We start from the raw sequence: 23,965 nt of genomic DNA, 5'->3' as shown, positions 1-23,965 counted from the left end.
CAGCCCCGTCATCACTGCCTGCGGCCGCCCTGCGAGGCGTAGCGCACGGCCTCCTCGGCGGCGCGGAAGAGGGCCTTCGCCTTGTTGACGCTCTCCTGATACTCGCCTTCAGGACTTGAATCGGCAACGACGCCGCCGCCCGCCTGCACATACATCTTTTCGTCTTTCACGATGGCGGTGCGCAGGACGATACAGGTGTCCATTTCGCCGGCGGCGGAGAAATAGCCCACGCAGCCCGCATAGGCGCCGCGCTTTTCAAGCTCCAGCTCGTCGATGATCTCCATCGCGCGAACCTTGGGCGCACCGGAGACGGTGCCGGCGGGAAACCCGGCGATCAGCGCGGAAATGGCGTCATATTCGGGATCCAGATCGCCTTCGACATTCGACACGATATGGATGAGGTGCGACGTGTGCTGCAACGCGAATTTCTCGGTTACTTCCACACTGCCGATCTTCGAGACGCGGCCCGCATCGTTGCGCCCGAGATCGAGCAGCATGAGATGCTCCGCGCGTTCCTTCGGGTCAGCGAGAAGCTCTTCCGCGATTTCGGCGTCTTCGGCCTTGTTCTTTCCGCGATGGCGCGTCCCGGCGATCGGGCGGATCGTGACACGGTTGTTCCGTACACGAACGAGAATCTCCGGGCTGGAACCGACGACGGAGAAATCCTCGAAATTGAGGAAATAGAGATAGGGAGACGGGTTGATTCGTCGCAGCGCGCGATAAAGCGCAAACGGGGGCAGGGTGAAGGGCGTCTCGAAACGCTGCGACAGCACGACCTGAAAGATATCGCCCGCCGCGATATATTCTTTCGCCCGTTCCACCATGCTGAAATAGGTTTCCTGCGGCGTGTTTGACTTCGGCGGCTGCAGGTCGTCGATATTCGCATCCTGCGACAGATGCGGGATGGAGCGGTCGAAATCGGCCACGACATCGTTGAGCCGCTCGCCGGCGCGGGCGAAGGCGGCACGGGCGCTCACACCCGCTTCCGGACGCACCGGCGTCACCACCGTCACTTCATCTTTCACCGCGTCGAAAACGGCGATCACGGTAGGGCGCAGGAACAACCCGTCGGGAAGCCCCAGCGCGTCGGGGTTCTCGTTCGGCAGGTTTTCCATCAGCCGGACGGTGTCATAGCCCATATAGCCAAAGACGCCCGCCGCCATGGGCGGCAGCTCGTCGGGCAGCTCGATCCGCGATTCCTCGATGAAAGCGCGCAGCGCATCGAGCGCATCCTTGTCGCAAGGCTCGAACGAACCGGTATCGACACGGGCCTGACGGTTCAGTTCCGCCTTGTTGCCCCGGCAGCGCCAGATCGCATCGGGCTTGAGACCGATAATGGAATAGCGGCCTCGCGTATCGCCGCCCTCCACCGATTCCAGAAGGAAGCTGTTCGGCCGTCCGTCGGCAATCTTCAGCATCGCCGAGACGGGCGTCTCCAGGTCGGCCACAAGGCGCGTATAGACGACCTGCGGCTCACCCGCTTCGTAAGCGCGTTCGAAATCCGGATACTCGGGAAAGATCATGTTCGTCACTTACTGGCTGGGGGTGCCGGTTACCTGCTGCACCAGCCGCTGATTGACGCTCACGCCCATCTTCTCCTGCAGGCCCGCAACCATGGTTCCGATCATGTCGGATGCAATCGAATCCTTGATGTCCGCCTTGAGCTTTTTGTACTCGTCGGAATCGGCGGCGAGCTGTGGCTTGTGAATGTCTTTCACCTGCATCACCAACATGCTGTCGCCGACCATTACGGGGCCGTATGTGAAGCGGCCCTTGGGCGTTGCGAACAGGCGCGTCACCGCGATGCGCGAGAACGTATCGCTACGGGCGTAGCGCTGAATGCCTTTTTGCACCAGCACGCTACGGTCGAACTCCGAGGCGATCTTGTCGAAGCTTTCGCCCTTGTTGCCACGCTCGGCGAGCTTCTGGGCCAGCGCGTCCAGCTTGTTCTTGCGCTGCTGGTCCTTCCAGTCCGACACGACCTGGCTGCGCACGTCTTTCAGCGGCGGAATTGCGGCATCCGTCTGCTGGTCCACATGCACCCAGTAATAGCCGCTCTTGCCATTGTCGCGGGGCGGGATCTGTTCGTCGGGTCCGTATTCATAGACCGTCTTCAGAAGGTCCGGCAGATCGGGCAGGTCCACGTCCTTGCCGTCCCGCGTCTTGCCGTCCTTGGTGACGCCCTTGATGCTCTGGATCGTCAGGCCGTTTTTCTCCGCGACGTCGCGGAATGACATGCCGCCGGCGCGGTCGTCCTCGATCGAGTTCTGGATATTGTAGATTTCCTCGCGGGCGCGCTGCATCGCCAGGGTCTTGCGCAGCTTGTCTTTCACCTCGTCGAAACTCTTGGTGACACCCGGTTCCACCTTGGTGACCTTCAGCACCACCGTCCCAAGCGGTCCCTTTACCGGATCGCTGACCTGGCCGGGCTCGAGCGCGAACGCCGCGTCGCCGATGGCGGGCGACAGCATCTGCGCCTTGCTGACCAGTCCGAGGTTCACATCATCCATCGTAAGGCCGCGCGCCTTCACGATATCCTCGACCGGCGTGCCGCTGCGCAGCTTGGCGACGGCGGCGGCCGCATCCTCATTGGTGTCGAAGGTGATCTGGATGACGTCCCGTTTTTCCGGCGTATTGAAGCTCGCCTTCTGCTGCTCGAAAGCCGTTTTCAGATCGTCTTCCGATATCGAAATCGTCTCGGCGACCGCGTCGGGGGTGAGCTGCATGATGCTGAAGCTCCGCGTCTCCGGCTTCTGGAACTTGGCGGAAATCTTCTGGTAATAGGCCTCCAGCTCTTTCTCGTCGGGGTCGGCAACGTTTCCGGCCAGCGACGGCGGCAGCACCAGATAGGTCGCATCGCGCGTTTCCTTCTGGAAGGTCGCAATCGCGTCGACCATCGCATCGGGGGCATGAACGCCGTTGCCGATCACGCCGATCAGCTGGTTGCGGATCAGATAGTCCCGGCGATCCTTGATGAACGCTTCCTCGGAGATATTCGCTCGGGAAAGCGCCAGCTCGAAATTCCGCTTGTCGAACTTGCCGAACGTATTTTGCAGCTCCGGATCCGTCATGATGTTGTGCGCGACCTTCTTGTCGCTGACAGCGAGACCGAGGTCCTCCGCGCCGCCATTGAGCGCGGCAAGGCCGATGAGACGACCCAGCGCGCTCTGGTTCACGCCCAGCTGCTGCGCAATCTGCGGCGTGATCGGCTGTCCGTAGCGCTGCGAGAGGCGGCGTGTCTCATTCGAGATTTCACGCTGATATGCCGCGACATCGATTTCCTGCGACCCGACGGTGGCCACGGCGGAAGAGCCATAGCCCCGGAAGATGTCGGCTATGCCCCACACTGCGAAGCTCACGACCAGCAAGCCCATCAGGCCCATTCCGATCCAGCCGGAGGCGGTTTTTCGCAGTGCGTCGAGCATGATCTTCTTTCCATTGGTCGCCGCCCGGAAATCGGGCCGGGACGGTGTCTTCGGGTGGGGTGGGGGACAAATTTGCTCCGTCCCCCAAATCGGGCGGCATGATAGGTGCGGGGTCATGTGCCTGCAAGCCGCTCACCGGTGCTTCCCGCTTGATTTTCCTTACAAATCGGCAGGATGGGGACATTTCAGAGCGGCGCCTCGTATATCGGCGGCGCGCCCAAGCGCACATAGGCGTCCACACTGGCCCGGGCCAGCAGATTCGTAAGCCAGATCATGGCCAGAACGACGCCCAGCCAGGTCAGGAAGCGTGCCGCTGCAATCGGCAGGGGATAGGCTTCCTCATCGAAGGCGAGGGCGAAGAGCCCGGCGATGAACCCGACCTCCAGGGTCGGCATCAGGATGAAAAGCCCTTCCAGCACGTCGTCGGGCGGCTGGGTGTGAAAGGCGAGCCCGAGATAGGTCGCAAGGGCGGCCAGGACGGCGGCGGTGCGGGTGCGGCGGGCGAAGCCGTCCAGAATGAACGTGAACATAATTCTCCTCCGTTCTCTCCTCGCGGGGCGAAGAAAGGTCCAAGTCGTTTTGAAGTATTCGAGGGACCGAGGACCTGCGGAGACAGCTTTCCCGTTCTCTCAAGCGGGAGGCTTGAAAGCGGAGGTGTCAATGAGCCCGAAGGGCCCGAATACCGGTTAAGGGACGCAAACAGGCGGTCCGCGAGGGTCGCGGGCCGGGGTATTTAGATGGCGGAGCGGGTGGCGCGCCGCCATTCCTGACAGTATTGGATTGACATAGGTGACTCCGGGCTATGGATGACTTCTAGGGAACCGGGGCCCGGAAAATAAAAAGGCCCCGATCCGTGGGATGGGGCCGCAAAACGTCGATATGGCAGGCTTATTTAAGCGCGCGCAAGCGACTCGGCCCCGAAGGCGAGTAGGTTCGACCGGAGGTCCAGAGGACCATTTCCATGAATTGCTTTTCCATCGCGCGCAACCTACGCCCGAGTCGTTTACTTGGCAAACAATTAGTCTTGAAGATGAGAATTTCGATTTTGGTGTGTTCTATTTGACGCATCCGTGGCATCGGTCGCCGGAAAGGGTACAGTTGGCGGTACGCAACGCTTCTGCTAAACGGTCGACCTTCTGGAAATGCGGCTTATCGGACAGGGACAGACAGTAGCAATGGCACGGCGCATCAAACCTCTCATCGCGGGCAATTGGAAAATGAACGGCCTTCGTGCCTCTAAAAGCGAGGTGACGAAGCTCGCGCGCAAGCTGGCCAGGGGCGGCAAGCCCGCCTGCGACGTGCTTATCTGTCCGCCTGCGACCATTGTCGGTCTTCTGAAGGAGACGGCGAAGGGAAGTCCCGTCGCCATCGGCGGCCAGGATTGCCACGCCGCCGTTTCCGGCGCCCATACCGGTGATATCGCGGCGGAGATGCTGAAGGATCTCGGGGCCCGCTATGTGATCGTCGGTCATTCCGAACGCCGCGCCGACCATGACGAGACGGACAAGGTCGTCCGCGCCAAGGCCGAGGCCGCCCATCGGGCCGGGCTTACAGCCATTGTCTGCGTCGGCGAGACCGAGGCCGAGCGGGACGAGGGCGCAACCCTCAAGGTCATCCGCCGCCAGCTCAAGGGCTCGCTGCCCGACGGGATCGCGGCGCGCACGACCGTGGTCGCCTATGAGCCGGTCTGGGCCATCGGCACGGGCCGCACCCCGACGACCGAGGATGTGGCCAAGGTCCACAAGGAAATCCGCAAGCAGCTCGTCAGGCGGTTTGGCGATGAGGGCGAGAAAATCCGCATCCTCTATGGCGGCTCCGTTAAGCCCTCGAATGCCGCCGAACTCCTCGCTGTGGAGAACGTTAACGGCGCACTGGTGGGCGGCGCGAGCCTGAAGGCCGACGACTTCTACGGCATCATCGCCGCAAGCGTCTGAAAATGAAGGCGGGTTGGGGCGCAAGAGGGCTGGAAAGCTTGCCTGTCTTGCGTTAAAACCCGCCGCCAAGAGCCGGACCGCGCCGAAAAGGCCCGAGTCCGGGCAATTTGTGTTTTCTGGAACTCAAGACCACGCAGCATTTGCCTGGCAGGAAGGCCCCGGATACTTCATGGCTACCATCCTTCTGATTATCCATCTCATGATCGCCGTGGCGCTGGTCGCCGTGGTTCTGCTTCAGCGTTCCGAAGGCGGCGCACTGGGCATTGGCGGCGATGGTGGCGGCTTCATGAGCGGGCGCGGCGCGGGCAGCGCGCTGACGCGGGCGACGGCCTTGCTGGCGGGGCTCTTCTTTCTGACAAGCCTCGGCCTCGGCATTCTGGCGTCTTATAGCGGTGGCGGCGGGTCCATCCTGGACAACATCGCCCCGCCGCCGGATTCGGCCCCCGCCGAGACCAATGACGTCAACGTCCCGGCGCCGGTCGGCAGCGGTCTGACGCCGGCTCCCGAAAGCACGGGCGACAATGCCGCGACGCCGCCTGCGGCCTCCGGCGAGGTCGCGCCTCCCCAGGCGGGAGCCGACGACAGCGCAAACGGCGCAAACGAAGCGTCCGGCGGGGCGGCTGCGCCGTCTCAGCCTGCGGCTCCGGCCAGCGAAGAACCCAGCGTCCCGCAGGCGCAGTAAGGGCCCGGCCCGGTGAGGACGTCCGAAATCCGGACAGTTTCCCTCATTCTTTGAAAAAAACCGGTGCGCCTTCAAATTGGCGCGCACCGAATCGTTTTGGTTGATGTAATCTGAGAGCCCATGACGCGGTATATTTTCATCACCGGCGGCGTGGTTTCCTCACTCGGTAAGGGTCTCGCATCCGCAGCACTCGGCGCGCTTCTTCAGGCGCGTGGTTTCTCCGTGCGTTTGCGCAAGCTGGACCCCTATCTGAATGTGGATCCAGGCACCATGTCCCCGATCCAGCACGGCGAAGTCTTCGTGACGGATGACGGCGCCGAGACCGATCTGGATCTCGGCCATTACGAGCGCTTCACCGGCGTGCCGGCGGCCCGTTCCGACAACATCACCACCGGCCGGATCTATCAGGACATCATCGCCCGGGAACGCCGCGGCGATTATCTCGGCGGCACCGTCCAGGTGATCCCGCATGTCACCGATGCCATCAAGGAATTCGTCCTATCCGATGCGGGCGGTGTGGATTTCGTGCTCTGCGAAATCGGCGGCACGGTAGGCGACATCGAAGGCCTGCCGTTCTTCGAGGCGATCCGCCAGCTCGGCAACGAATTGCCGCGCGGCCAGACATGCTTCATCCATCTGACGCTGTTGCCCTTCATCCCCAGCGCGGGCGAGATGAAGACCAAGCCGACCCAGCACTCCGTGAAGGAACTGCGGTCCATCGGTATCCAGCCCGACATTCTGATGTGCCGCGCCGACCGCGCCATTCCCAAGGATGAGCGCCGCAAGATCGCGCTCTTCTGTAACGTGCGCGAAACCGGCGTCATTCAGGCGCTGGATGTGGACACGATCTATGACGTGCCGCACGCCTATCATCTGGAAGGGCTCGACGCGGAAGTCCTGAGCGTCTTCGGCATCGAGGACAGCCCCGAGCCGAAGCTCGCACAGTGGCACAACATCACCTCCGCCATCCGCGAGCCGGAAGGCGATGTGACGATTGCCATCGTCGGCAAATATACCGGCCTCAAGGATGCCTATAAGTCGCTGACCGAGGCGCTGGTGCATGGCGGGATCGCCAACCGCGTGCGCGTCAATTTCGAATGGCTGGAATCGGAAATCTTCGAGACCGGGGACACCGCCTATTACCTTGAAGAGGTGAACGGCATTCTGGTGCCCGGCGGCTTCGGCGAGCGCGGCGCGCACGGCAAGATCGCTGCGGCGCATTTCGCCCGCACCCGCAACGTGCCTTATTTCGGCATCTGCTTCGGCATGCAGATGGCCGTGATCGAGGCGGCCCGCAACATGGCCAAAATCGAAAACGCCGGCTCCACCGAATTCGGCCCCACCGACGAACCCGTGGTCGGTCTGATGACGGAATGGATGAAGGAAAACGAACTCGTCCAGCGCAAGGCCAATGGCGACCTCGGCGGCACCATGCGCCTCGGCGCCTATGAAGCGGCGCTGAAGCCGGGCAGCAAGGTCGCGGAGATCTATGGCTCCACCACCATTTCGGAGCGCCACAGGCACCGTTACGAGGTCAATATGGGCTATCGGGAGAAGCTCGAGGCGGCCGGGCTTCTTTTCTCCGGCACCTCGCCGGACGGCCTGTTGCCCGAGGTCGTCGAGCTGCCGTCTCATCCCTGGTATGTTGGCGTCCAGTATCATCCGGAGTTGAAGTCGAAGCCCTTCGACCCACATCCATTGTTCAGCTCCTTCATCGCCGCGGCGGTGGAGCAGAGCCGACTGGTTTAACAGTTAGGCCAAACGCGCATGCCTGCGAACAGCACCGTCAGGATCGGCGACCTCGAAATCGCCAACGACAAGCCCTTCACGCTGATCGCGGGGCCTTGCCAGCTTGAAACGCGCCAGCACGCCTTCGACATGGCCGGCGCGATCAAGGAAATCACGGCCAGGCTGGGCATCGGTTTCATCTACAAGACCTCTTTCGACAAGGCGAACCGCACCAGCCGCAATGCAAAGCGCGGCCTGGGGCTCGAGCTCTCGCTGCCGATCTTCGAGGATTTGAAGAAGGAGTTCGGCGTGCCCGTCCTCACCGACGTGCATGAGCGCGAGCAATGCGCCGAAGTGGCTTCCGTCGTGGACGTCCTCCAGATCCCGGCCTTCCTTTGCCGCCAGACCGACCTGCTGGAGGCCGCCGCCGCGACCGGCAAGGTGGTGAACGTCAAGAAGGGCCAGTTCCTTGCGCCCTGGGACATGAAGAATGTCGTGAACAAGGTCGTCGATGCGGGCAACCCGAATGTGATGGCAACCGAGCGCGGCGTGAGCTTCGGCTACAACACGCTGGTGTCCGACATGCGCGCCATCCCGATCATGAAGGAGCAGTGCGGCTGCCCGGTCGTCTTCGACGCGACCCATTCCGTGCAGCAGCCTGGCGGGCAGGGCGGTTCTTCGGGCGGCGACCGGGCCATGGTGCCGGTACTGGCGTCCGCCGCTGTCGCGATCGGCGTCGGCGCAGTCTTCATGGAAACCCATCAGGACCCCGACAACGCCCCGTCCGACGGCCCGAACATGGTCCGCCTCGACGGCCTCGAGGCGCTCCTCACCCGCCTCAAGGCCTTCGACGACCTCGCCAAGGCGGCTTGAGCCAACCTACTAGGCCTTCTCGCCCCTGACCGACGCGGAGACTTCCTCCAGCAATTCCGCTGTGCCAAACCGCGCGGCCTCAAGGTCCGTGTTTCCCAGCGCATATTCCGGCGGCACCATTTCCGGGCCCTCGCCGGGTGCGAGCGGCGGCGAGTAATAGCCCAGCGCATAGCTTCCCATCGAATAGCCGATCAGCGCCTGAAGCTCTGGCGACAGCGTCTTCGCGATCTCCGGCGGGCAGGAGAGATACTGGTTCTCCTCCTGGCGTAGCCATCCCAGCGTGTAGGTGATGTTGATGCCGATGCGGTCGCCATTGGAAATATTGGCGCCGCCGCCATGGAAGACGCCGCCCGAATAGACAAGCACCGACCCCGCAGGCATTTCGGCATAGCCGATCTCGTCGTCGGACGGTTCGTAATTATCCGGCCAGTCGAGGCTGCCGGGGCAGACCTGCGTCGCGCCGTTCTCCTTCGTGAAGTCGGTGATCGCCCAGATCGTATTGAACTGCGGTTCCACATTCGTGATGTAGGTGCCCCAGGCCCATCGGTCGCGATGGATCTGCTGCTTGGGCTGGCCCGGCTTGATGCGGATGACCTGCGTCAGGTGAAGCTGGATGCGTTCGCAGAAGGGCTTGAGGAAGGCCTGCGCCGCGTCGGTGATCGTCTTGTTGGCGACCATCTCCCGGCACGCTTCGGAGCGCGCCACAAGCGCGCCCGTGCGCGTGGTGTGGTGGCCGGTGAAGTCGTCCTGTCCCTCGGGTGTCGCCTCGATATAGGGCATGGTCTCCTTTTTTACCTGCGCGATCTCATCCGGCGTCAGCACGTCCTTCAGGATCAGCGCACCGTCGCGCTTGAGAACGGCGAGAATTTCGTCGGTCGTAGCGCTGGCGGACAGCATTTCGAGTTTCGGCATGGGGTGGTTCCTCCCTGATGTGCTGCCTGCCTCACGGTGCCGGCAAGAGTGGACGAAGCATCGCTTCGAGTTGGTTCTGAAGCCGCTCGGCGGTCCATATGTCGGGCTGCATGGCGGCATGAACGCCGAGCCCGTCCACCACGGCAATCACCGCCTCCGCCGTCACGTCGCAATCGATATCCGGGGCCAGCCGCCCTTCGGTCTGTTCCCGTCTCAATATCCTTGCCGCCTTTTCGCGGAACTCGTCGTAATAGCGGTTGTTGATGTCGGCGAGGGTAGGATCCGCCACCGCCCGGCTCAGGAAACAGAGCCAGACGCGCCATTGCAAAACGCCTTCCTCGTCAAGCGGAAGGGCCAGGGCGGCGCGCGCGACGAGGTCTTCGGTCCCGTCGTCCGATAGCAGCTCCTGCAATATTTGCTGCGCGAGGTGATCGAAGGCGGCGAGCAGCAACGCGTCCTTGCCCTCGAAATAATGCGTCAGCGCGCCCGTGGTCGCCCCGACGGCGCGGGCGACATCCGCAAGGCGCGTATTGTCGATACCCCGCCGGCCGATAACGCGGATGGCGGCTTCGGTGAACTCTCGGCGGCGTTCGATATGGTCGATCAGTTTTGGCATAACGGTTATTATAAAAAAACACAGGCAGGACGCAAGGCTGTTTCTTCGTCATCGGAGATGAGGAAAAGCCGGTTCAGGCCACGGCCGGTGTACGGGCCGGGTCGATAATCGTGGATTGCATGGTTTTCGGCAGCGCTACGGTCGCCGTCGTCCCGATGCCGGGCTGGCTCTGGATGGTGAATTTGCCCTGCATGACACGAACGAGTTCATTGGTGAGGGCAAGGCCCAGGCCGACCCCCTCGAACGACCGGTCGAGCCCTGTGTCGGCCTGCCAGAACGGGTCCAGCGCATGTTTGAGCTGTTCGGCATCCATGCCGATGCCGGTGTCGCAAACGCTGATGTTGATGCCCCCGTCTTTCGCCGGGGAAACGTCCAGTGTCACCGAGCCGCCTGCCGGTGTGAACTTTACGGCGTTGCCGAGAAGATTGATCAGGATCTGTTTCAGGCGGCGCTCATCGGAGGTGATGTCGGGAAGAGACGGCGCCTTGTGAAAGTTCAGTTGGACACCGTGGGTCTCGGCCCGGCCGCTTACGATCACCAGACAATTGTTGCAGATCGCGTCGATGTCCAGCGCATGGGGCGTGATCTTGATGTTGTCGAGTTCGACGCGGGACAGGTCCAGAATGTCGTTCACCAGCGTGAGCAGGTGGGTCCCCGCGCCGTTGATGTCGCGGATATATTCGGCATAGCGCTCGTTTTCGATCGGCCCGAAAAATTCATGCATCATCGCTTCCGAGAAGCCGATAATCGCATTGAGGGGCGTGCGCAGCTCATGGCTCATATTGGCCAGGAATTCGGTTTTGGCGCGGTTGGCCTTCTCGGCGCGGGCGTAGAGTTTTTCCTTGGCCAGCGCTTCGGCGAGACGCTTCTCGCGAAGGACCGCTTTGTGCTGCATTTTGAGCAGTCGCCGGTTCACCCTCAACATCAGGGTCTGCGCCAGCACGCCCAACGCGACGGCAAGGATGTTCATGAACAGGAAGTGGGTCATCTCCTGTTCTACATCCACAATCCCTTCGGCCAGCGCAAGCCATGTTCCGAGAGTGACGGCGTAGGCGATAACGAGGTAGGTCCGCGAAAGGAAGAACAGTCCGACGACGATGAAAGTCAGTGCAAAGTTTGTGGACTGATCGAGATCCTGCAGGAGCCACATATGGGCCGACGAATTGAGCAGCCCCATCCCGACAATAAGGAACCCGGGCACATAGGCGTAACGGACCGGGATTTTGTTTTTCCAGGTCAGTCCGGCAATGACAGCGGAAACGATCGCCGTTGCACCGGCGATGACCGTCATGATTTGAATGGAGTGCGGCGGCAGCGCATAGGGGTGAAAAACCGCGAGACCCGCATACAAAACGACGGCGCAGATTGAAACGGGAAAAACCGTTTCAAGGTAGATGGCGTCGAGTTCCTGCTCGATGTCAAAGGAAGAGCCTTCCCCGGCCTTGGCGGCGTGGGGAGCGCTTCCCAGCAATGTCTTGAAGCGTCGCACGGCTCTTTCGGCTCCCGGAATCTCGGGTAGGCAAGTTTTGCCGTGTTACATTGCGGCGTGAGGCGTAAAGTAATCTTTACTAAAATAGGTATTTTTTAACTGACACATGCTTGGGCCCGGCACACGAATCTTTGCATCTGTTTGTGAATGCGCGCCTTGTCCGGTGCGACGGCGGCGTGAGAGCGGAATGACGTTTGCCGACACAAATATGTCGCCTCGGGCGGGCAGTTTTTTCTCATGAGCGATGAAGCGGAGTTGGCGCTGCCCCCTGGACTGGAGGACCAGTTCAGTTTCGTTGCGCCCGGCGACAGTGCACTGAGGCGGAAAACCATCCGGACGATCGAACGTCTGGTGGGCCAGCGGGAGCTTATGCAGCTTTACCTGCGCAACCGGGCGGCGCCGAGGCCTGAGGAGCCGTTTTTCGAAGCGGGGCTGCGTCTTCTGCGTCTGCGGTTGGCCTATGACGAGGCGAGGCTTGCCGCGATCCCGAAAGAGGGACCGCTCATCTTCGTCTCAAATCACCCTTATGGCGTGCTGGACGGGATCGGCGCCTGTGTGCTCGCCGGTCGCGCGCGCGGCGACTTCCGGATCCTGATCAACTCGCTTCTGACCGGCCCGGAGGAGATGCGGCTGAATTCTCTCCCGATCGACTTCCGTCTGACGCGCGACGCGATGGCCACGAATCTGCGAACCCGGGCGGAGGCCCGCCGCACCCTTGCCGATGGCGGAACCCTGATCCTCTTTCCCGGCGGGACCGTCTCGACGCGGATGCGCGCCTTCTCCCGTTTGCCGGCCTTCGATCCCGCCTGGAAGCCCTTCGTCTCGCAGCTCATCCAGAAATCGCGGGCGAGCGTGGTGCCCCTGTATTTCGAGGGAGAAAACGGCTGGGCCTTCCATGCGGCAAGCCACCTCAGCGCCACCTTGCGCATCGCGCTTCTGTTTCGGGAGGTGCGGAAGCAGATGGGCGGAGCTTTATCCGTGCGGATAGGCGACGTTATTCCCTATGAGGAAATCGCCCATATCCGGGATCGGCATGCGCTGGCGCAGCATCTGCGCGACCTGACCTACAGCCTGGGCGGGCGTGAAGTTCCGGCCAATTACGGCCCACGCCTCGCACGGCGGCTGCAACTCGATCCCCCGAGGGAGATATTGCCGTCCGATGAGGGGAAGCCGTCGGACAGGTTCCGGATCGCCTACTAGACTAGACCCGGCCCGGCCCGGCCTCAGCCTCTGCCGCGATAGGGCTGCACGCCCTGGTCCGGCACCCACACACCTTCCGGCAGCTTGCCCGTCTGCCAGAAGACGTCGATGGGGATACCGCCGCGCGGATACCAGTAGCCGCCGATCCTGAGCCATTTCGGTTTCAGCAGCGTGTTGAGCCGCTTGCCGATGGCGACGGTGCAATCCTCATGGAAGGCTCCGTGATTGCGGAAGGACTGGAAATAGAGCTTGAGCGATTTGGACTCCACCAGCCATTTGCCCGGCGCATAGTCGATCACCAGATGCGCAAAATCCGGCTGTCCGGTCACGGGGCAAAGGGAGGTGAATTCAGGCGCGGTGAAGCGGGCGATATAGTCCGTGTCGGGATGAGGATTGGGCACCCGTTCCAGCTGCGCGTCCTCGGGCGAGGCCGCCGGCGCTACGTTCTGTCCAAGTTGCGTCACGACGTGAGGGTCGTTTTTCTTGCTCATGCCTTGTCCTCCGGCCCGTCATAGACGCAGCCTTCATTGCAGGAGGCGCGATGGATCTCGATGCGGGCGACCTCCGGAAGCGGGCCTTTGAGCTTATTCCAGATCCAGGCGGAAATCTTTTCCAGCGTCGGAAATTCCAGGCCCTCGATCTCGTTCAGCAGGTGATGGTCCAGCTCGCCGCGCACCTTCATCAACTCGCGTTCCACATCCTCGAAATGGCGAACGAGCCCCGTCGCCGGATCGGGTTTGCCCTCCAGCCAGACGACGACGCGGAACGAATGTCCGTGCATTCTGCGGTTCGGATGACCTTCCTCCGCATAAGGAAGGTAATGCGCCGCGTCGAACATGAACTCCTTATAGATACGCATTACGGAATACCGATCATCTTGTGTGTTTGCAGGCTCAGCTTCCACTTCGGATGCTTGAGGCAATACGCTGTGGCGGCCTGGGTGTTCGCTTCGCGGTCGGGGCCGTCCATCGGCTGCAGATAAAAATGCCGAAAGGCGAGCGTTTCGAAGCGTTCCGGCATGGCGGCGGCCTGCGGAAAGACCAGCTTCAATTCGGCGCCCGAGAGCTGCGCCAGCGGGGCGTCCGCCTTGGGGCTCACGCAAATCCAGTCGATCCCGTCAGGGGCCTTCAGCGTACCATTGGTCTCGATGGCGATCTCGAAACCGCGCGCATGAAGCGCAGCAATGGCCTCGCTGTCAAGTTGAAGCAGCGGCTCGCCGCCGGTGCAGACGACATAGCGGGTGTCGTCGGTGTCGCCTTCCCACGCCGCGGCGACGGCATCGGCAAGCTCATCGGCGGTTCTGAATTTGCCGCCGCCGGGACCGTCCGTCCCGACGAAATCCGTATCGCAGAAGGTGCATTGTGCGCTTTCGCGGTCCTGCTCGCGCCCCGACCACAGATTGCAGCCCGAAAAACGGCAGAAAACGGCAGGCCTTCCGGCCTGCGCGCCTTCCCCCTGAAGGGTGTAGAAAAGTTCCTTCACCGAATACATGGACCCCGCCTTTACCGCCCTGCGGCCTGCGCGGCGCGCCATTTCTCATAGCCCGACGCGCGAAGCTCGCAGGCAGGGCAGGTGCCGCATCCATAGCCCCAGTCATGCCGCTGGCGACGGTCGCCCCGGTAGCATGTATGGGTGTCCTCGATAATGAGCTCCACCAGTGCCTTGCCGCCCAGCTCTTCCGCCAGAGCCCATGTGGCCGCCTTGTCGATCCACATCAGGGGCGTTTCGATGGTGTAGGGCTTTGCCATGCCGAGAGACAGCGACTGCTGGAGTGAGCGCATGGTCTCGTCCCGGCAATCCGGATAGCCGGAATAATCGGTCTCGCACATCCCGCCCACCAGCGTGAAAGCGCCCCGGCGATAGCCCAGCGCAGCGGCATAGGTGAGAAAGAGCAAATTGCGGCCCGGCACGAAAGTGGTCGGCAGGCCGTCCTCTCCCATTTCGATTTCGGCTTCGCGCGTCAGCGCCGTGTCGCTGATGGCGCCCAGCGTGGTGAGGTCGAGCATGTGATCCGGCCCGAGCCGGGCAGCCCAATCAGGAAACAGCTCGCAGAGCCGCTCGCGCACCCGCTCTCGGCATTCCAGCTCCACCTTGTGGCTCTGGCCGTAATCGAAGCCGATGGTCTCCACCTTCTCATAGCGCGCCAGCGCCCAGGCCAGGCAGACGGTCGAATCCTGTCCACCGGAGAAGAGAACGAGAGCCTTGTCCGGTTTTTGCGGGGTCTGAGCCATTTTCTTTCGATGCGTGAGGGCCGTACAGGCCGGGATCGAGGTGTTGAACAGCAGCCTCGCCCCAGCGTCAAGCGCGGGCCGGAAAAGAAAAACCCCGGAGGCGGAAGCCCCCGGGGTTGGTCGTGGTCCGATCCGGGGATCAGAATGCGTAGGAGATGCTCGCCTGCACGTAATCGCGGTCGGTCATCGTCACCGTCCAGTCGTTCGAGAACGTGTTCACATAGGCGAGGTTCGCGCGCCATGAGCTCTGGTAGTCGATGCCGACACCGATACCGACCTGTTTCAGGCCCTGCTGGTAGTTGGCCGTGTTCGGGCCGGGCGACCAGCCGGTGAGGTCCTGGCGCCATGCCAGATAGGGCGACACGGTGAAGGGCGTATTGAAGGCGTTGTTGTAGTCCACGCCCAGACGCATCACATAGCCCGTCGACCAGTCCGTCGCATATTGGGGGTTGGTCGCGGTCGGCGAGCCGGCGAGGATCGCGGCACCTGCGGCGTTGTAGTACCCGCCTTCCGGGCCGGGCCGGTTCAGCGGATATCTGTCCGCGTTCGGCACATAGACGAAGCCCATATTGAACAGGAAGTAGCCGCTGTCGGCGCCCAGCGTCGACGGGATCAGATCCGTCGAGGAATAGGAGTCGATCGTGTTGAACTGACCCTGATAGGCGTCGAGATCGATATGCGAGGCCGTGGACTGGCCGATACCCGGCTCGAAAATCCCCTCGCTGATCGAGGTGGCTGCGCCGCCCGTCAGCAGGGGCGTACCGCCGAGACCGTCGATCTGCGCGGCGTTGTTCGCCATGTCGTTGATGCCGAAGGGCATTTTGGGATGGAAGGTCAGCTCGCCGGCGACGGCGGTTGTTCCCACCGTGGTGTTAAAGCTGGCGCCGATCGTTTCGATGGTCGGGAAGTCGTAATAATAGGTGGAGTGATTGGCGGCATAGGCGAATGCAAGGTTGACGGAGTTCTGGTCCACGCAACCGCCGACAAATCCGCAGGCACCGGCCATATCAAAAGGACCATTGGTAAAGGACAGGTAGGGCAGTCGGCTGGAATAACGGACATAGTAGAGACCGAAATCCGTGCCCATGCCGACATCGGCGGCATAGTAGTGCAGCGCGGCGCCGAACTGGTTGGTGGAGTCCTGCCCCCGGTCGGCCGTGCGCGACAGGCAGATGAGATTCTTGTTCTGAAGAAACGCCGCCGTACCGTATTCGATCAAAGAGGCGTCGTCGGCCACGCAGTTCTGCGGATCGTCCTTGAACGCATTCAGCACCGCTGCAAGCGAGCCCGGGCCCGTAATGTCGTCTGTGGAGAAGAACGAGCCGGCCGGGTCGAGGCGCGTAATCGAATAGGCGAACTGCCAGAAAGCCTCAAGGCTGATATCCGGCGTCAGCGCGGTCTGGAAGACCAGCATCGGCATCGCCGTGTAGCCTTCGCGCAGTTCCGAACCGGGCGCGCGGATCGCCGTCACGTCGGCGGCCTGGAAGCCGTTGACGCCGCCCTGAATGAACAGGCTTTCGCCCCAGTTCAGCACCTGTTTGCCGAAGCGGATGGTGGTCTGGTGGCCGGCGATGTCGAAGGAACCATAGACATAGGCATCGAGGATCTTCGCCTCGCCATTCGCCACGCCCTGCGCCGTCGGCGTCAGGTCGTAGAAATCCATGTTGTTGGCGGCATAGACCTGGTCGTAGAAGGCGGTCGGACGGACGAAGAAGCCGTAATTCTTCCACTTGCCCGCAATGTCCATCGTGGCGCGGACGGTGGCGCTGGTGATGTCGCCCGGGCCGAAGTTCAGATTGCCGTTATCGGAGTTCATGCCGGTGCCGGCGCCGTCGGGCTGCACACATCCGCCGTTCTTGGAGTTCACATGGCGGCAGTCGCGTGCGCTTGCACGCATGGTCACACCGGCTTTCAGCGTGGTCGCGGTCGAAATGCTGAGGTCGCCGAACTTGAATTCCTCCGCATGCGCGGCCCCGGAAAACGTAGCGGCAAGAAGCGCTGAGGCGGCGAATATTGCAGAAAGCAACGTACTCCGCCGATCTTCGCGGGTGACAGACCCGCTAAGTACCCGTAATTTCATATTGTTACCCCCCTAGCTGCTAGGAGTTCCCTGTTAGCGTTCCCTATCGGCGGTTGGGTAAAGTATGCAGCCGGCCCCGCCGGAGCCGGCTACGAGGTGGTGAGGGATGCTGACCTTGACGATCGAGGAGGAGGAGGAGGAGTGATACGTCGTGTGGTCAATCTGTTATATATCTATTCATTCTAGGTCTAAAAAACCTATATATGAACCCGATATAGACAAATAACTCACGAGGCAAGTGCCGGGAGGGCACACCGAAGACAAAACCGGTTTTTGAAATGAAATCTGCTGACGGGGAGGGAAGCGGGTTGAACACCAAGGAATTGCTGCTCAGCGTATTGATGGGCGGTCCAGCCACTGGCTATGACATCAAGAAAATCATGGAGCAGGACATCTCTGAACTGCTCGATGTAAGTCTTTCAAACCTTTATCCGGCGCTGAATGAGCTGGCGACTGAAGGGCTGGTCACCTTCGAAAAAGTCGAACAGGACAATCGGCCGAACAAAAAGATCTACGAGTTGACCGAAGCGGGGAGGCGCGCCTGTCTGGATGCGCTGATGACCTGCACGGCCAAGCACAAGCTCCGCTCGGAATTCCTTTTCATCCTGTCCTTCGCGCCGTTTCTGCCGCGCGAAAGGCTCGAGGAACTGCTGGACCGGCAGACTGAGGAATCGGAGCGGATACTCGGGGATCTCGACCGCCGGGAGGCCGAGCAGGAGCGCAATGCCGGGCAGGTCTTCGCGGCCGGTCTGGGACGCGCGATCGTCGAGGCTCAACTGGCCTATATCCGCCAGAACCGCGAATGGCTGCTCGACAGTGCCTATGGTCCCGCCCGGATGGCGGCGGCCAACTGATATTCGTGCCTCGGGGGATGGTATGAGGCTCCAATTGGGGGATTAAGGGGCTTTCGCCGGCCCCGCCTGTCCGCTATGAAAACGCCCAATCCTGTGCCGGTCGAAAGGCCGGCACCGGGACGGGCGTTTGCAGGCGCATTCAGGTCCCGATCCAGAAAAAACAACCCAGTGGAGCGAATCTCAATGGCAGCCATCATCGATATCATTGGCCGGGAAATCCTGGACAGCCGCGGCAATCCGACGGTCGAAGTCGATGTCTTGCTGGATGACGGCGCGCTGGGCCGTGCCGCCGTGCCGTCTGGTGCGTCCACGGGCGCCCATGAGGCCGTGGAACTGCGCGACGGCGGCGAGCGCTACAAGGGCAAGGGCGTCCAGCAGGCAGTGGACGCGGTGAACGGCGAAATCTTCGATGCCATTGGCGGCATGGATGCCGGCGAGCAGATCCAGATCGACCGGATCATGTGCGAACTCGACGGCACGGAAAACAAATCCCGTCTCGGCGCCAATGCGATCCTCGGCGTGTCGCTCGCCATGGCCAAGGCCGAAGCCGCTTCGCTCGGCCAGCATCTGTTCCGCTATCTGGGCGGTCCCTCGGCGCGCATCCTGCCGGTGCCGATGATGAACATCGTGAATGGCGGCGAACATGCCGACAATCCGATCGACATCCAGGAATTCATGATCATGCCGGTCGCCGCCGCTTCCATCGCGGATGCGGTGCGGATGGGCTCGGAAGTCTTCCACACGCTGAAGAGCGAGCTGAAATCCGCCGGGCACAACACCAATGTGGGCGATGAAGGCGGCTTTGCGCCGAACCTGTCCTCCACCGACGAAGCCATCGGTTTCATCATGAAGGCCATCGAGAAGGCCGGCTACAAGCCGGGCGAAGACATCTATCTCGCGCTCGACGCCGCCTCGACCGAGTTCTTCGAAAACGGCGTCTACAATCTGAAGGGCGAGGGCAAGAAGCTCGATGCCGCCGGCATGGTCGACTATTACGTCGACCTCGTGAGCCGCTATCCGATCATCTCCATCGAAGACGGCATGGCCGAAGACGACTGGGATGGCTGGAAGGCGCTGACCGACGCCATGGGCGAGCGTGTGCAGCTTGTCGGCGACGACCTCTTCGTCACCAACAAGAAACGCCTGAAGGACGGCATCGATCGTGGCGTCGCGAACTCCATTCTCGTGAAGGTGAACCAGATCGGGTCGCTCACCGAGACGCTGGAATCGGTGGAGATGGCGCAGCGCGCGCACTACACCGCCGTCATGTCCCACCGGTCCGGCGAAACCGAGGACGCGACCATCGCCGATCTCGCGGTTGCGACCAATTGCGGGCAGATCAAGACCGGGTCGCTCGCGCGCTCCGACCGCCTGGCCAAATACAACCAGCTCATCCGCATCGAAGAGGCGCTGGGCCCGGCCGCGGAATATGCCGGAACCTCGGTTCTGAAGGGCTGAACGAGCCGTTCGAGAATCATTTCGCTTCCGGCGAGTCAATAGTCCTTGACCGAAAGAATCACGATGTGATTCCTTTCGGTCATGGAGACTTTGAACCTGATTCGCCCCTCTCGGAACCTTCGTCTGCGCGACGCGCTCGTACCGCTCGTCGCCGCGATAGCGATTGCCTATTTCGCCTATCACGCGATGCATGGACGCTACGGCTTCATCAACTGGCTGGCGCTTCAGGATCGGGTTGAAACGCTTCACGGAGAGCTGAAGGAAGTCCGCGGCGAAAGGGAGCGTCTGGAAAGGCGTGTGGCCCTTCTGCGGCCCGAAAGCCTCGACCCCGATTTGCTCGACGAGCGGGCGCGGGCGACGCTTGGTTATGCTGATCCGAACGAAATTATCATTCTCGATCGTTCCGGCCGAAATCGCTAATCGATTGCAGTGAAGCATGATTAACCTAAATCAGGTTAATCGTTAAAAATCTTTTTGAAAACAAACCTTTACGAACAGCCGGTAAGCTGTCTCCAATAGCAGGTGCAACATGGTGCTGCACAAAAGCTGAATATGGAGGCTGCCCCCCATGGCTACTCGCTCCCGCACGAGCGCAACCTCCGGAAAAAAGACGTCCGGAAAAACCTCTTCATCCGCCAAAAACACGTCGAGGAATACGTCTCGCCGGAAGTCGTCTGCCTCCGGGAGCGCGCCTGCGGATTTCGGCAAGGAAGAGGAGTTGCAGGCCTATCGCGACATGCTGCTGATCCGCCGCTTCGAGGAGAAGGCGGGCCAGATGTACGGCATGGGCCTCATCGGCGGCTTCTGCCATCTTTATATCGGCCAGGAAGCGGTCGTCACCGGCATGAAGGGGGCGATCGAGGACGGCGATCAGGTCGTCACCTCCTACCGCGACCACGGCCACATGCTGGCGGTCGGCATGGACCCGAAAGGCGTCATGGCCGAGCTGACCGGCCGGGAAGGGGGCTATTCCAAAGGCAAGGGCGGCTCGATGCATATGTTCAGCATCGAAAAGAATTTTTACGGCGGCCACGGCATCGTCGGCGCCCCGGTGCCCATCGGAACGGGCCTCGCCTTCTCCAATCAGTACAACGATACGGATCGTGTCTGCCTGACCTTCTTCGGCGACGGCGCCACCAATCAGGGTCAGGTCTATGAAAGCTTCAACATGGCCGAGCTCTGGCAGTTGCCGGTCATCTATGTGATCGAGAACAACCGCTATGCCATGGGCACCAGCGTGGCGCGCTCTTCGGCACAGACCGACCTCTCCAAGCGCGGGTTGAGCTTCAACATCCCGGGTGAGGAAGTGGACGGCATGGATGTCCGCGCCGTGCGCGAGGCGGGCCGAAAGGCGGTGGAATGGTGCCGCGCGGGCAAGGGGCCTTACATCCTGGAAATGATGACCTATCGCTATCGCGGCCACTCCATGTCCGACCCGGCCAAATACCGCGCGAAGGAAGAAGTGAACAAGATGCGCTCCGAGCATGACCCCATCGAACAGGTGAGGAAGCGCCTGATCGAGGATCACGGGATGAGCGAAGACGAGCTGAAAGGCATCGACAAGGAAATCAAGAATGTCGTCAACGGGGCCGCGGAATTCGCGCAATCCTCGCCCGAACCGGATCCCTCCGAACTCTGGACGGATGTGGTCGAACTGAGCGCGGAGGCCTGAGCAACATGTCGATCAAGGTAACAATGCCCGCGCTGTCGCCCACCATGGAAGAGGGCACGCTCGCCAAATGGCATGTGAAGGAAGGCGACTCCGTCAGCTCCGGCGACGTGATCGCGGAAATCGAAACCGACAAGGCGACGATGGAAGTGGAAGCCGCCGATGACGGTACGGTCGCAAAGATCGTCGTGCCGGAAGGCACGGAGAATGTGAAGGTCAATGAAGTCATCGCGCTTCTGGCCGGCGAGGGCGAAGACGCCGAAAGCGTGAGCGAAGAAAAGGTGGAGGCATCCGCGCCGCAGGAAAAGACCGAAGCGCCGAAGGCGGAAGAACCCGACGAAGAGAGCGATGAGGCGCCGGCCCCGCCCGCGGTCGAGGTCGCCTCCGATCCTGAAATTCCCGAAGGAACCGAATTCGAGGAACAGACCGTCCGTGAAGCGCTGCGCGACGCGATGGCCGAAGAGATGCGCCGCGACACGCGCGTCTTCGTCATGGGCGAAGAGGTTGCGCAATATGAAGGCGCCTACAAGGTCACGCAGGGCCTGCTCGCCGAATTCGGCGACAAGCGCGTGGTCGATACGCCGATCACGGAACATGGTTTCGCAGGCCTCGGCGTCGGCGCGGCCATGGCCGGGCTCCGTCCCGTCGTGGAGTTCATGACCTTCAACTTCGCCATGCAGGCGATGGACCATCTCATCAACTCGGCCGCCAAGACGCGCTACATGTCCGGCGGCCAGATGTCCTGTCCCATCGTGTTTCGCGGGCCCAACGGCCCGGCGGCGCGCGTCGGCGCGCAGCACAGCCAGGATTACGCGTCCTGGTATGCGCATATTCCGGGCCTCATCGTCATCGCGCCTTACTCGGCCGCCGATGCGAAGGGCCTGCTGAAGGCCGCCATCCGCGATCCGAACCCGGTCATCTTCCTCGAAAACGAAGTGCTCTACGGCAAAAGCTTCGACGTGCCGCAGCTCGACGATTACACGCTGCCCATCGGCAAGGCGCGGGTGATGAAGGAAGGCACGGATGTGACGCTCGTTTCCTACAGTCACGGCATCACCTATTGCCTCGATGCGATGGCGAAGCTCGAAGAAGAAGGCATCAGTGCGGAACTCATCGATTTGCGCACCATTCGCCCGCTCGACATCGACACGGTGATCGAGTCCGTCAAGAAGACGAACCGCGTCGTGACGGTGGATGAGACCTGGCCCCATTGCGGCGTCGGCGCGGAAATTGCCGCCCAGGTGCAGGCCAAGGCCTTCGACTATCTCGATGCGCCGATCCTTCGCGTCACGCAAAAGGATGTGCCCATGCCCTATGCGGCCAATCTGGAAAAACTCGCACTTCCGAATGCGGATGAAGTGATAGAGGCGGTGAAAACCGTCTGCTATCGCTGAGGGAGGGAAACATGCCGACACCGGTTCTGATGCCCGCCCTCTCGCCCACCATGGAAGAGGGCACGCTTGCCAAATGGCACGTCAAGAAAGGCGACACCGTCAACTCCGGCGATGTGATCGCCGAGATCGAAACCGACAAGGCCACCATGGAGGTGGAAGCCGCCGATGAAGGCACGGTCGGCCAGATCCTTGTCGATGAAGGCACTGAAGGCGTAGCCGTCAACAAGCCCATCGCCGTCCTGTTGCAGGAAGGCGAAAGCGAGGACGATCTCGAAGGTTATGACCCCTCGAAGGACTCGCCGCTGACAAGCGGGAATGCTGCCGCCGGATCGAAAGAAAGCGGATCGAAAGAAAGCGGCAAGCCTGAAAAGAAAGAGGAGGGCGCTAAGGAAGCCTCTTCCGGAAAACCGGAAAGCGAAAGCAAATCCGCTCCGGCGCAGCAGGGCTCGAAGCAGAAGCCTGCGAAGAAGGAACTCGATCCCGGCGGCAAGGCGCCGCCCGCGCCGACGGATTCCAGTGGCGAGCGCATTTTCGCCAGCCCGCTTGCCCGCCGCATCGCCTCGCAAAAGGGTGTCGATCTCAAGAGCCTGAAAGGCTCCGGCCCGCATGGGCGCATCGTGCGCGCCGACGTGGAAGGCGCGAAACCGGGAGCCGCCGCACCGCGTGCAGCGGGACAGGCCATGGCGCCCGCCCAGAGCATCGATGCGCGCGCCTTCTACGAGGAAGGCTCCTATGAGGAAGTGCCGCTCGACGGCATGCGCAAGACGATTGCGCGCCGCCTGACGCAATCCATGCAGGAAATCCCGCATTTCTACCTGACGGTGGATTGCCGGCTGGACGAGTTGCTCCGTGTCCGGAAGGAACTCAACAATGAGCTGGCCGATAGCGGCGTGAAATTGTCGGTGAACGACTTCCTCATCCGCGCAGCCGCGCTGGCGTTGAAGAAAGTGCCGGACGCGAATGTCTCCTTTGCGGGCGATGCGCTCCTGAAGCACAAACATGCAGATATCGGCATTGCCGTCGCGCTCGATGGTGGTCTCATCACGCCGATCCTGCGGGCGGCGGAAGGCAAGGGGCTCGCTCAGATCGCGACGGAAGCAAAGGAGCTGGCGGCGCGCGCCCGCGACCGCAAGCTGAAACCGTCTGAGTTCGAAGGCGGTTCCTTCTCCATCTCCAATCTCGGCATGTTCGGTATCAAAAACTTCACCGCCGTCATCAATCCGCCGCAGGCCGCCATCCTGGCTGTCGGCGCGGGCGAGGAGAGGACCGTGGTGGTGGATGGCAAGGTCGAGGTGGCGACCGTGATGACCGTCACCATGTCCTGCGACCACCGCGCGATCGACGGGGCGCTCGGTGCCCGATTCCTCGATGCCTTCAAGGGCTTCGTGGAATTCCCCGCCCGTATGTTGCTGTGAGGAGG

At 61.8% G+C, this 23,965-nt stretch carries 22 protein-coding genes; 11 read left to right on the top strand and 11 right to left on the bottom strand.

All coding sequences use genetic code 11. From position 1 onward, the window contains the following. Positions 1-11 precede the first annotated feature (11 nt). The 3 genes from trpE to ACSSVQ_RS02535 form a co-directional block, all read right to left on the bottom strand. Positions 12-1,523 (bottom strand): anthranilate synthase component I, encoded by a 1,512-nt coding sequence (trpE, locus tag ACSSVQ_RS02545; protein WP_454180711.1) that lies wholly within the window; start codon positions 1,521-1,523, stop codon positions 12-14. 9 nt (positions 1,524-1,532) lie between these two features. Then, positions 1,533-3,425, bottom strand: coding sequence for a peptidyl-prolyl cis-trans isomerase (locus ACSSVQ_RS02540; RefSeq protein ID WP_454180710.1), 1,893 nt, complete (start codon positions 3,423-3,425; stop codon positions 1,533-1,535). Positions 3,426-3,610: 185 nt separating this feature from the next. Continuing rightward, positions 3,611-3,955 carry a hypothetical protein gene (locus ACSSVQ_RS02535; protein ID WP_293324367.1) on the bottom strand — a complete coding sequence of 115 codons (345 nt, stop codon included), beginning with the start codon at positions 3,953-3,955 and terminating at the stop codon, positions 3,611-3,613. 645 nt (positions 3,956-4,600) lie between these two features. Between ACSSVQ_RS02535 and tpiA the strand changes: the two genes are divergently transcribed. The 4 genes from tpiA (at position 4,601) to kdsA (ending at position 8,642) form a co-directional block, all read left to right on the top strand. After that, positions 4,601-5,359: a triose-phosphate isomerase gene (gene tpiA, locus ACSSVQ_RS02530; RefSeq protein WP_454180709.1), complete on the top strand. Its 759-nt coding sequence runs from the start codon at positions 4,601-4,603 to the stop codon at positions 5,357-5,359. Between the two features lie 169 nt (positions 5,360-5,528). Further along, positions 5,529-6,041 (top strand): preprotein translocase subunit SecG, encoded by a 513-nt coding sequence (secG, locus tag ACSSVQ_RS02525; protein ID WP_454180708.1) that lies wholly within the window; start codon positions 5,529-5,531, stop codon positions 6,039-6,041. A gap of 120 nt (positions 6,042-6,161) precedes the next feature. Further along, a complete protein-coding gene (locus tag ACSSVQ_RS02520; RefSeq protein ID WP_454180707.1) occupies positions 6,162-7,790 on the top strand; it encodes a CTP synthase in 1,629 nt (542 codons plus the stop codon). An 18-nt stretch (positions 7,791-7,808) separates the two neighbouring features. Further along, a complete protein-coding gene (kdsA, locus tag ACSSVQ_RS02515; RefSeq protein WP_454180706.1) occupies positions 7,809-8,642 on the top strand; it encodes a 3-deoxy-8-phosphooctulonate synthase in 834 nt (277 codons plus the stop codon). A gap of 9 nt (positions 8,643-8,651) precedes the next feature. On the opposite strand, the gene ACSSVQ_RS02510 is transcribed toward kdsA, so the two are convergent. From ACSSVQ_RS02510 to ACSSVQ_RS02500, 3 genes are all read right to left on the bottom strand, one after another. Then, a complete protein-coding gene (locus tag ACSSVQ_RS02510; RefSeq protein ID WP_454180705.1) occupies positions 8,652-9,554 on the bottom strand; it encodes a phytanoyl-CoA dioxygenase family protein in 903 nt (300 codons plus the stop codon). Between the two features lie 31 nt (positions 9,555-9,585). After that, positions 9,586-10,170: a TetR/AcrR family transcriptional regulator gene (locus tag ACSSVQ_RS02505; protein WP_454180704.1), complete on the bottom strand. Its 585-nt coding sequence runs from the start codon at positions 10,168-10,170 to the stop codon at positions 9,586-9,588. Between the two features lie 73 nt (positions 10,171-10,243). Continuing rightward, on the bottom strand, positions 10,244-11,659 hold the full coding sequence (locus ACSSVQ_RS02500) for an ATP-binding protein (protein ID WP_454180703.1): 1,416 nt from the start codon (positions 11,657-11,659) through the stop codon (positions 10,244-10,246). Positions 11,660-11,896: 237 nt separating this feature from the next. On the opposite strand from ACSSVQ_RS02500, the gene ACSSVQ_RS02495 reads away from it, so the two are divergent. After that, entirely contained in the window at positions 11,897-12,859 is a 963-nt protein-coding gene (locus tag ACSSVQ_RS02495) for a lysophospholipid acyltransferase family protein (protein WP_454180702.1), read from the top strand. Between the two features lie 23 nt (positions 12,860-12,882). Here ACSSVQ_RS02495 and queF read toward each other — a convergent pair whose 3' ends face one another. The 5 genes from queF to ACSSVQ_RS02470 form a co-directional block, all read right to left on the bottom strand. Further along, complete coding sequence (gene queF, locus ACSSVQ_RS02490; RefSeq protein ID WP_293324343.1) at positions 12,883-13,350, bottom strand: preQ(1) synthase; 468 nt, start codon at positions 13,348-13,350, stop codon at positions 12,883-12,885. Continuing rightward, complete coding sequence (locus ACSSVQ_RS02485) at positions 13,347-13,718, bottom strand: 6-pyruvoyl trahydropterin synthase family protein (protein WP_293324340.1); 372 nt, start codon at positions 13,716-13,718, stop codon at positions 13,347-13,349. The genes queF and ACSSVQ_RS02485 overlap by 4 nt, the downstream gene beginning before the upstream one ends. Next, a complete protein-coding gene (gene queE / locus ACSSVQ_RS02480; RefSeq protein WP_454180701.1) occupies positions 13,718-14,392 on the bottom strand; it encodes a 7-carboxy-7-deazaguanine synthase in 675 nt (224 codons plus the stop codon). The genes ACSSVQ_RS02485 and queE overlap by 1 nt, the downstream gene beginning before the upstream one ends. Then, on the bottom strand, positions 14,362-15,090 hold the full coding sequence (gene queC, locus ACSSVQ_RS02475) for a 7-cyano-7-deazaguanine synthase QueC (RefSeq protein WP_454180700.1): 729 nt from the start codon (positions 15,088-15,090) through the stop codon (positions 14,362-14,364). Before queC ends, queE begins: the two co-directional genes overlap by 31 nt. Before the next feature lie 139 nt (positions 15,091-15,229). Then, a complete protein-coding gene (locus ACSSVQ_RS02470; protein ID WP_454180699.1) occupies positions 15,230-17,116 on the bottom strand; it encodes a DUF1302 domain-containing protein in 1,887 nt (628 codons plus the stop codon). Positions 17,117-17,478: 362 nt separating this feature from the next. Here ACSSVQ_RS02470 and ACSSVQ_RS02465 point away from each other — a divergent pair, with 362 nt between their 5' ends. The 6 genes from ACSSVQ_RS02465 (at position 17,479) to ACSSVQ_RS02440 (ending at position 23,960) form a co-directional block, all read left to right on the top strand. Next, positions 17,479-18,024: a PadR family transcriptional regulator gene (locus ACSSVQ_RS02465; protein WP_454180698.1), complete on the top strand. Its 546-nt coding sequence runs from the start codon at positions 17,479-17,481 to the stop codon at positions 18,022-18,024. 183 nt (positions 18,025-18,207) lie between these two features. Further along, positions 18,208-19,482, top strand: coding sequence for a phosphopyruvate hydratase (eno, locus tag ACSSVQ_RS02460; protein ID WP_454180697.1), 1,275 nt, complete (start codon positions 18,208-18,210; stop codon positions 19,480-19,482). Between the two features lie 90 nt (positions 19,483-19,572). After that, a complete protein-coding gene (locus ACSSVQ_RS02455) occupies positions 19,573-19,902 on the top strand; it encodes an FtsB family cell division protein (RefSeq protein ID WP_454180696.1) in 330 nt (109 codons plus the stop codon). A 148-nt stretch (positions 19,903-20,050) separates the two neighbouring features. Then, positions 20,051-21,154, top strand: a complete 1,104-nt coding sequence (gene pdhA, locus ACSSVQ_RS02450; protein ID WP_454180695.1) for a pyruvate dehydrogenase (acetyl-transferring) E1 component subunit alpha — start codon at positions 20,051-20,053, stop codon at positions 21,152-21,154. A 5-nt stretch (positions 21,155-21,159) separates the two neighbouring features. Further along, entirely contained in the window at positions 21,160-22,545 is a 1,386-nt protein-coding gene (locus ACSSVQ_RS02445; RefSeq protein WP_454180694.1) for a pyruvate dehydrogenase complex E1 component subunit beta, read from the top strand. Between the two features lie 11 nt (positions 22,546-22,556). After that, a complete protein-coding gene (locus ACSSVQ_RS02440; RefSeq protein WP_454180693.1) occupies positions 22,557-23,960 on the top strand; it encodes a pyruvate dehydrogenase complex dihydrolipoamide acetyltransferase in 1,404 nt (467 codons plus the stop codon). Positions 23,961-23,965: the final 5 nt, after the last annotated feature.

The organism is Parvibaculum sp. MBR-TMA-1.3b-4.2 (assembly GCF_053628815.1).
Note: the sequence above shows the minus strand (reverse complement) of the source record. Positions and strands in the feature narration are given on the sequence as shown.

Coding starts and splice junctions, on each gene's coding strand:
- tpiA (WP_454180709.1), top strand. CDS start 4,601: ATGGCACGGCGCATCAAACCTCTCATCGCGGGCAATTGGAAAATGAAC.
- queC (WP_454180700.1), bottom strand. CDS start 15,090: ATGGCTCAGACCCCGCAAAAACCGGACAAGGCTCTCGTTCTCTTCTCC.
- queF (WP_293324343.1), bottom strand. CDS start 13,350: ATGAGCAAGAAAAACGACCCTCACGTCGTGACGCAACTTGGACAGAAC.
- ACSSVQ_RS02445 (WP_454180694.1), top strand. CDS start 21,160: ATGTCGATCAAGGTAACAATGCCCGCGCTGTCGCCCACCATGGAAGAG.
- ACSSVQ_RS02440 (WP_454180693.1), top strand. CDS start 22,557: ATGCCGACACCGGTTCTGATGCCCGCCCTCTCGCCCACCATGGAAGAG.
- eno (WP_454180697.1), top strand. CDS start 18,208: ATGGCAGCCATCATCGATATCATTGGCCGGGAAATCCTGGACAGCCGC.
- ACSSVQ_RS02520 (WP_454180707.1), top strand. CDS start 6,162: ATGACGCGGTATATTTTCATCACCGGCGGCGTGGTTTCCTCACTCGGT.
- ACSSVQ_RS02485 (WP_293324340.1), bottom strand. CDS start 13,718: ATGCGTATCTATAAGGAGTTCATGTTCGACGCGGCGCATTACCTTCCT.
- queE (WP_454180701.1), bottom strand. CDS start 14,392: ATGGCGCGCCGCGCAGGCCGCAGGGCGGTAAAGGCGGGGTCCATGTAT.
- ACSSVQ_RS02510 (WP_454180705.1), bottom strand. CDS start 9,554: ATGCCGAAACTCGAAATGCTGTCCGCCAGCGCTACGACCGACGAAATT.
- ACSSVQ_RS02535 (WP_293324367.1), bottom strand. CDS start 3,955: ATGTTCACGTTCATTCTGGACGGCTTCGCCCGCCGCACCCGCACCGCC.
- secG (WP_454180708.1), top strand. CDS start 5,529: ATGGCTACCATCCTTCTGATTATCCATCTCATGATCGCCGTGGCGCTG.
- ACSSVQ_RS02540 (WP_454180710.1), bottom strand. CDS start 3,425: ATGCTCGACGCACTGCGAAAAACCGCCTCCGGCTGGATCGGAATGGGC.
- trpE (WP_454180711.1), bottom strand. CDS start 1,523: ATGATCTTTCCCGAGTATCCGGATTTCGAACGCGCTTACGAAGCGGGT.
- pdhA (WP_454180695.1), top strand. CDS start 20,051: ATGGCTACTCGCTCCCGCACGAGCGCAACCTCCGGAAAAAAGACGTCC.
- ACSSVQ_RS02505 (WP_454180704.1), bottom strand. CDS start 10,170: ATGCCAAAACTGATCGACCATATCGAACGCCGCCGAGAGTTCACCGAA.
- ACSSVQ_RS02495 (WP_454180702.1), top strand. CDS start 11,897: ATGAGCGATGAAGCGGAGTTGGCGCTGCCCCCTGGACTGGAGGACCAG.
- kdsA (WP_454180706.1), top strand. CDS start 7,809: ATGCCTGCGAACAGCACCGTCAGGATCGGCGACCTCGAAATCGCCAAC.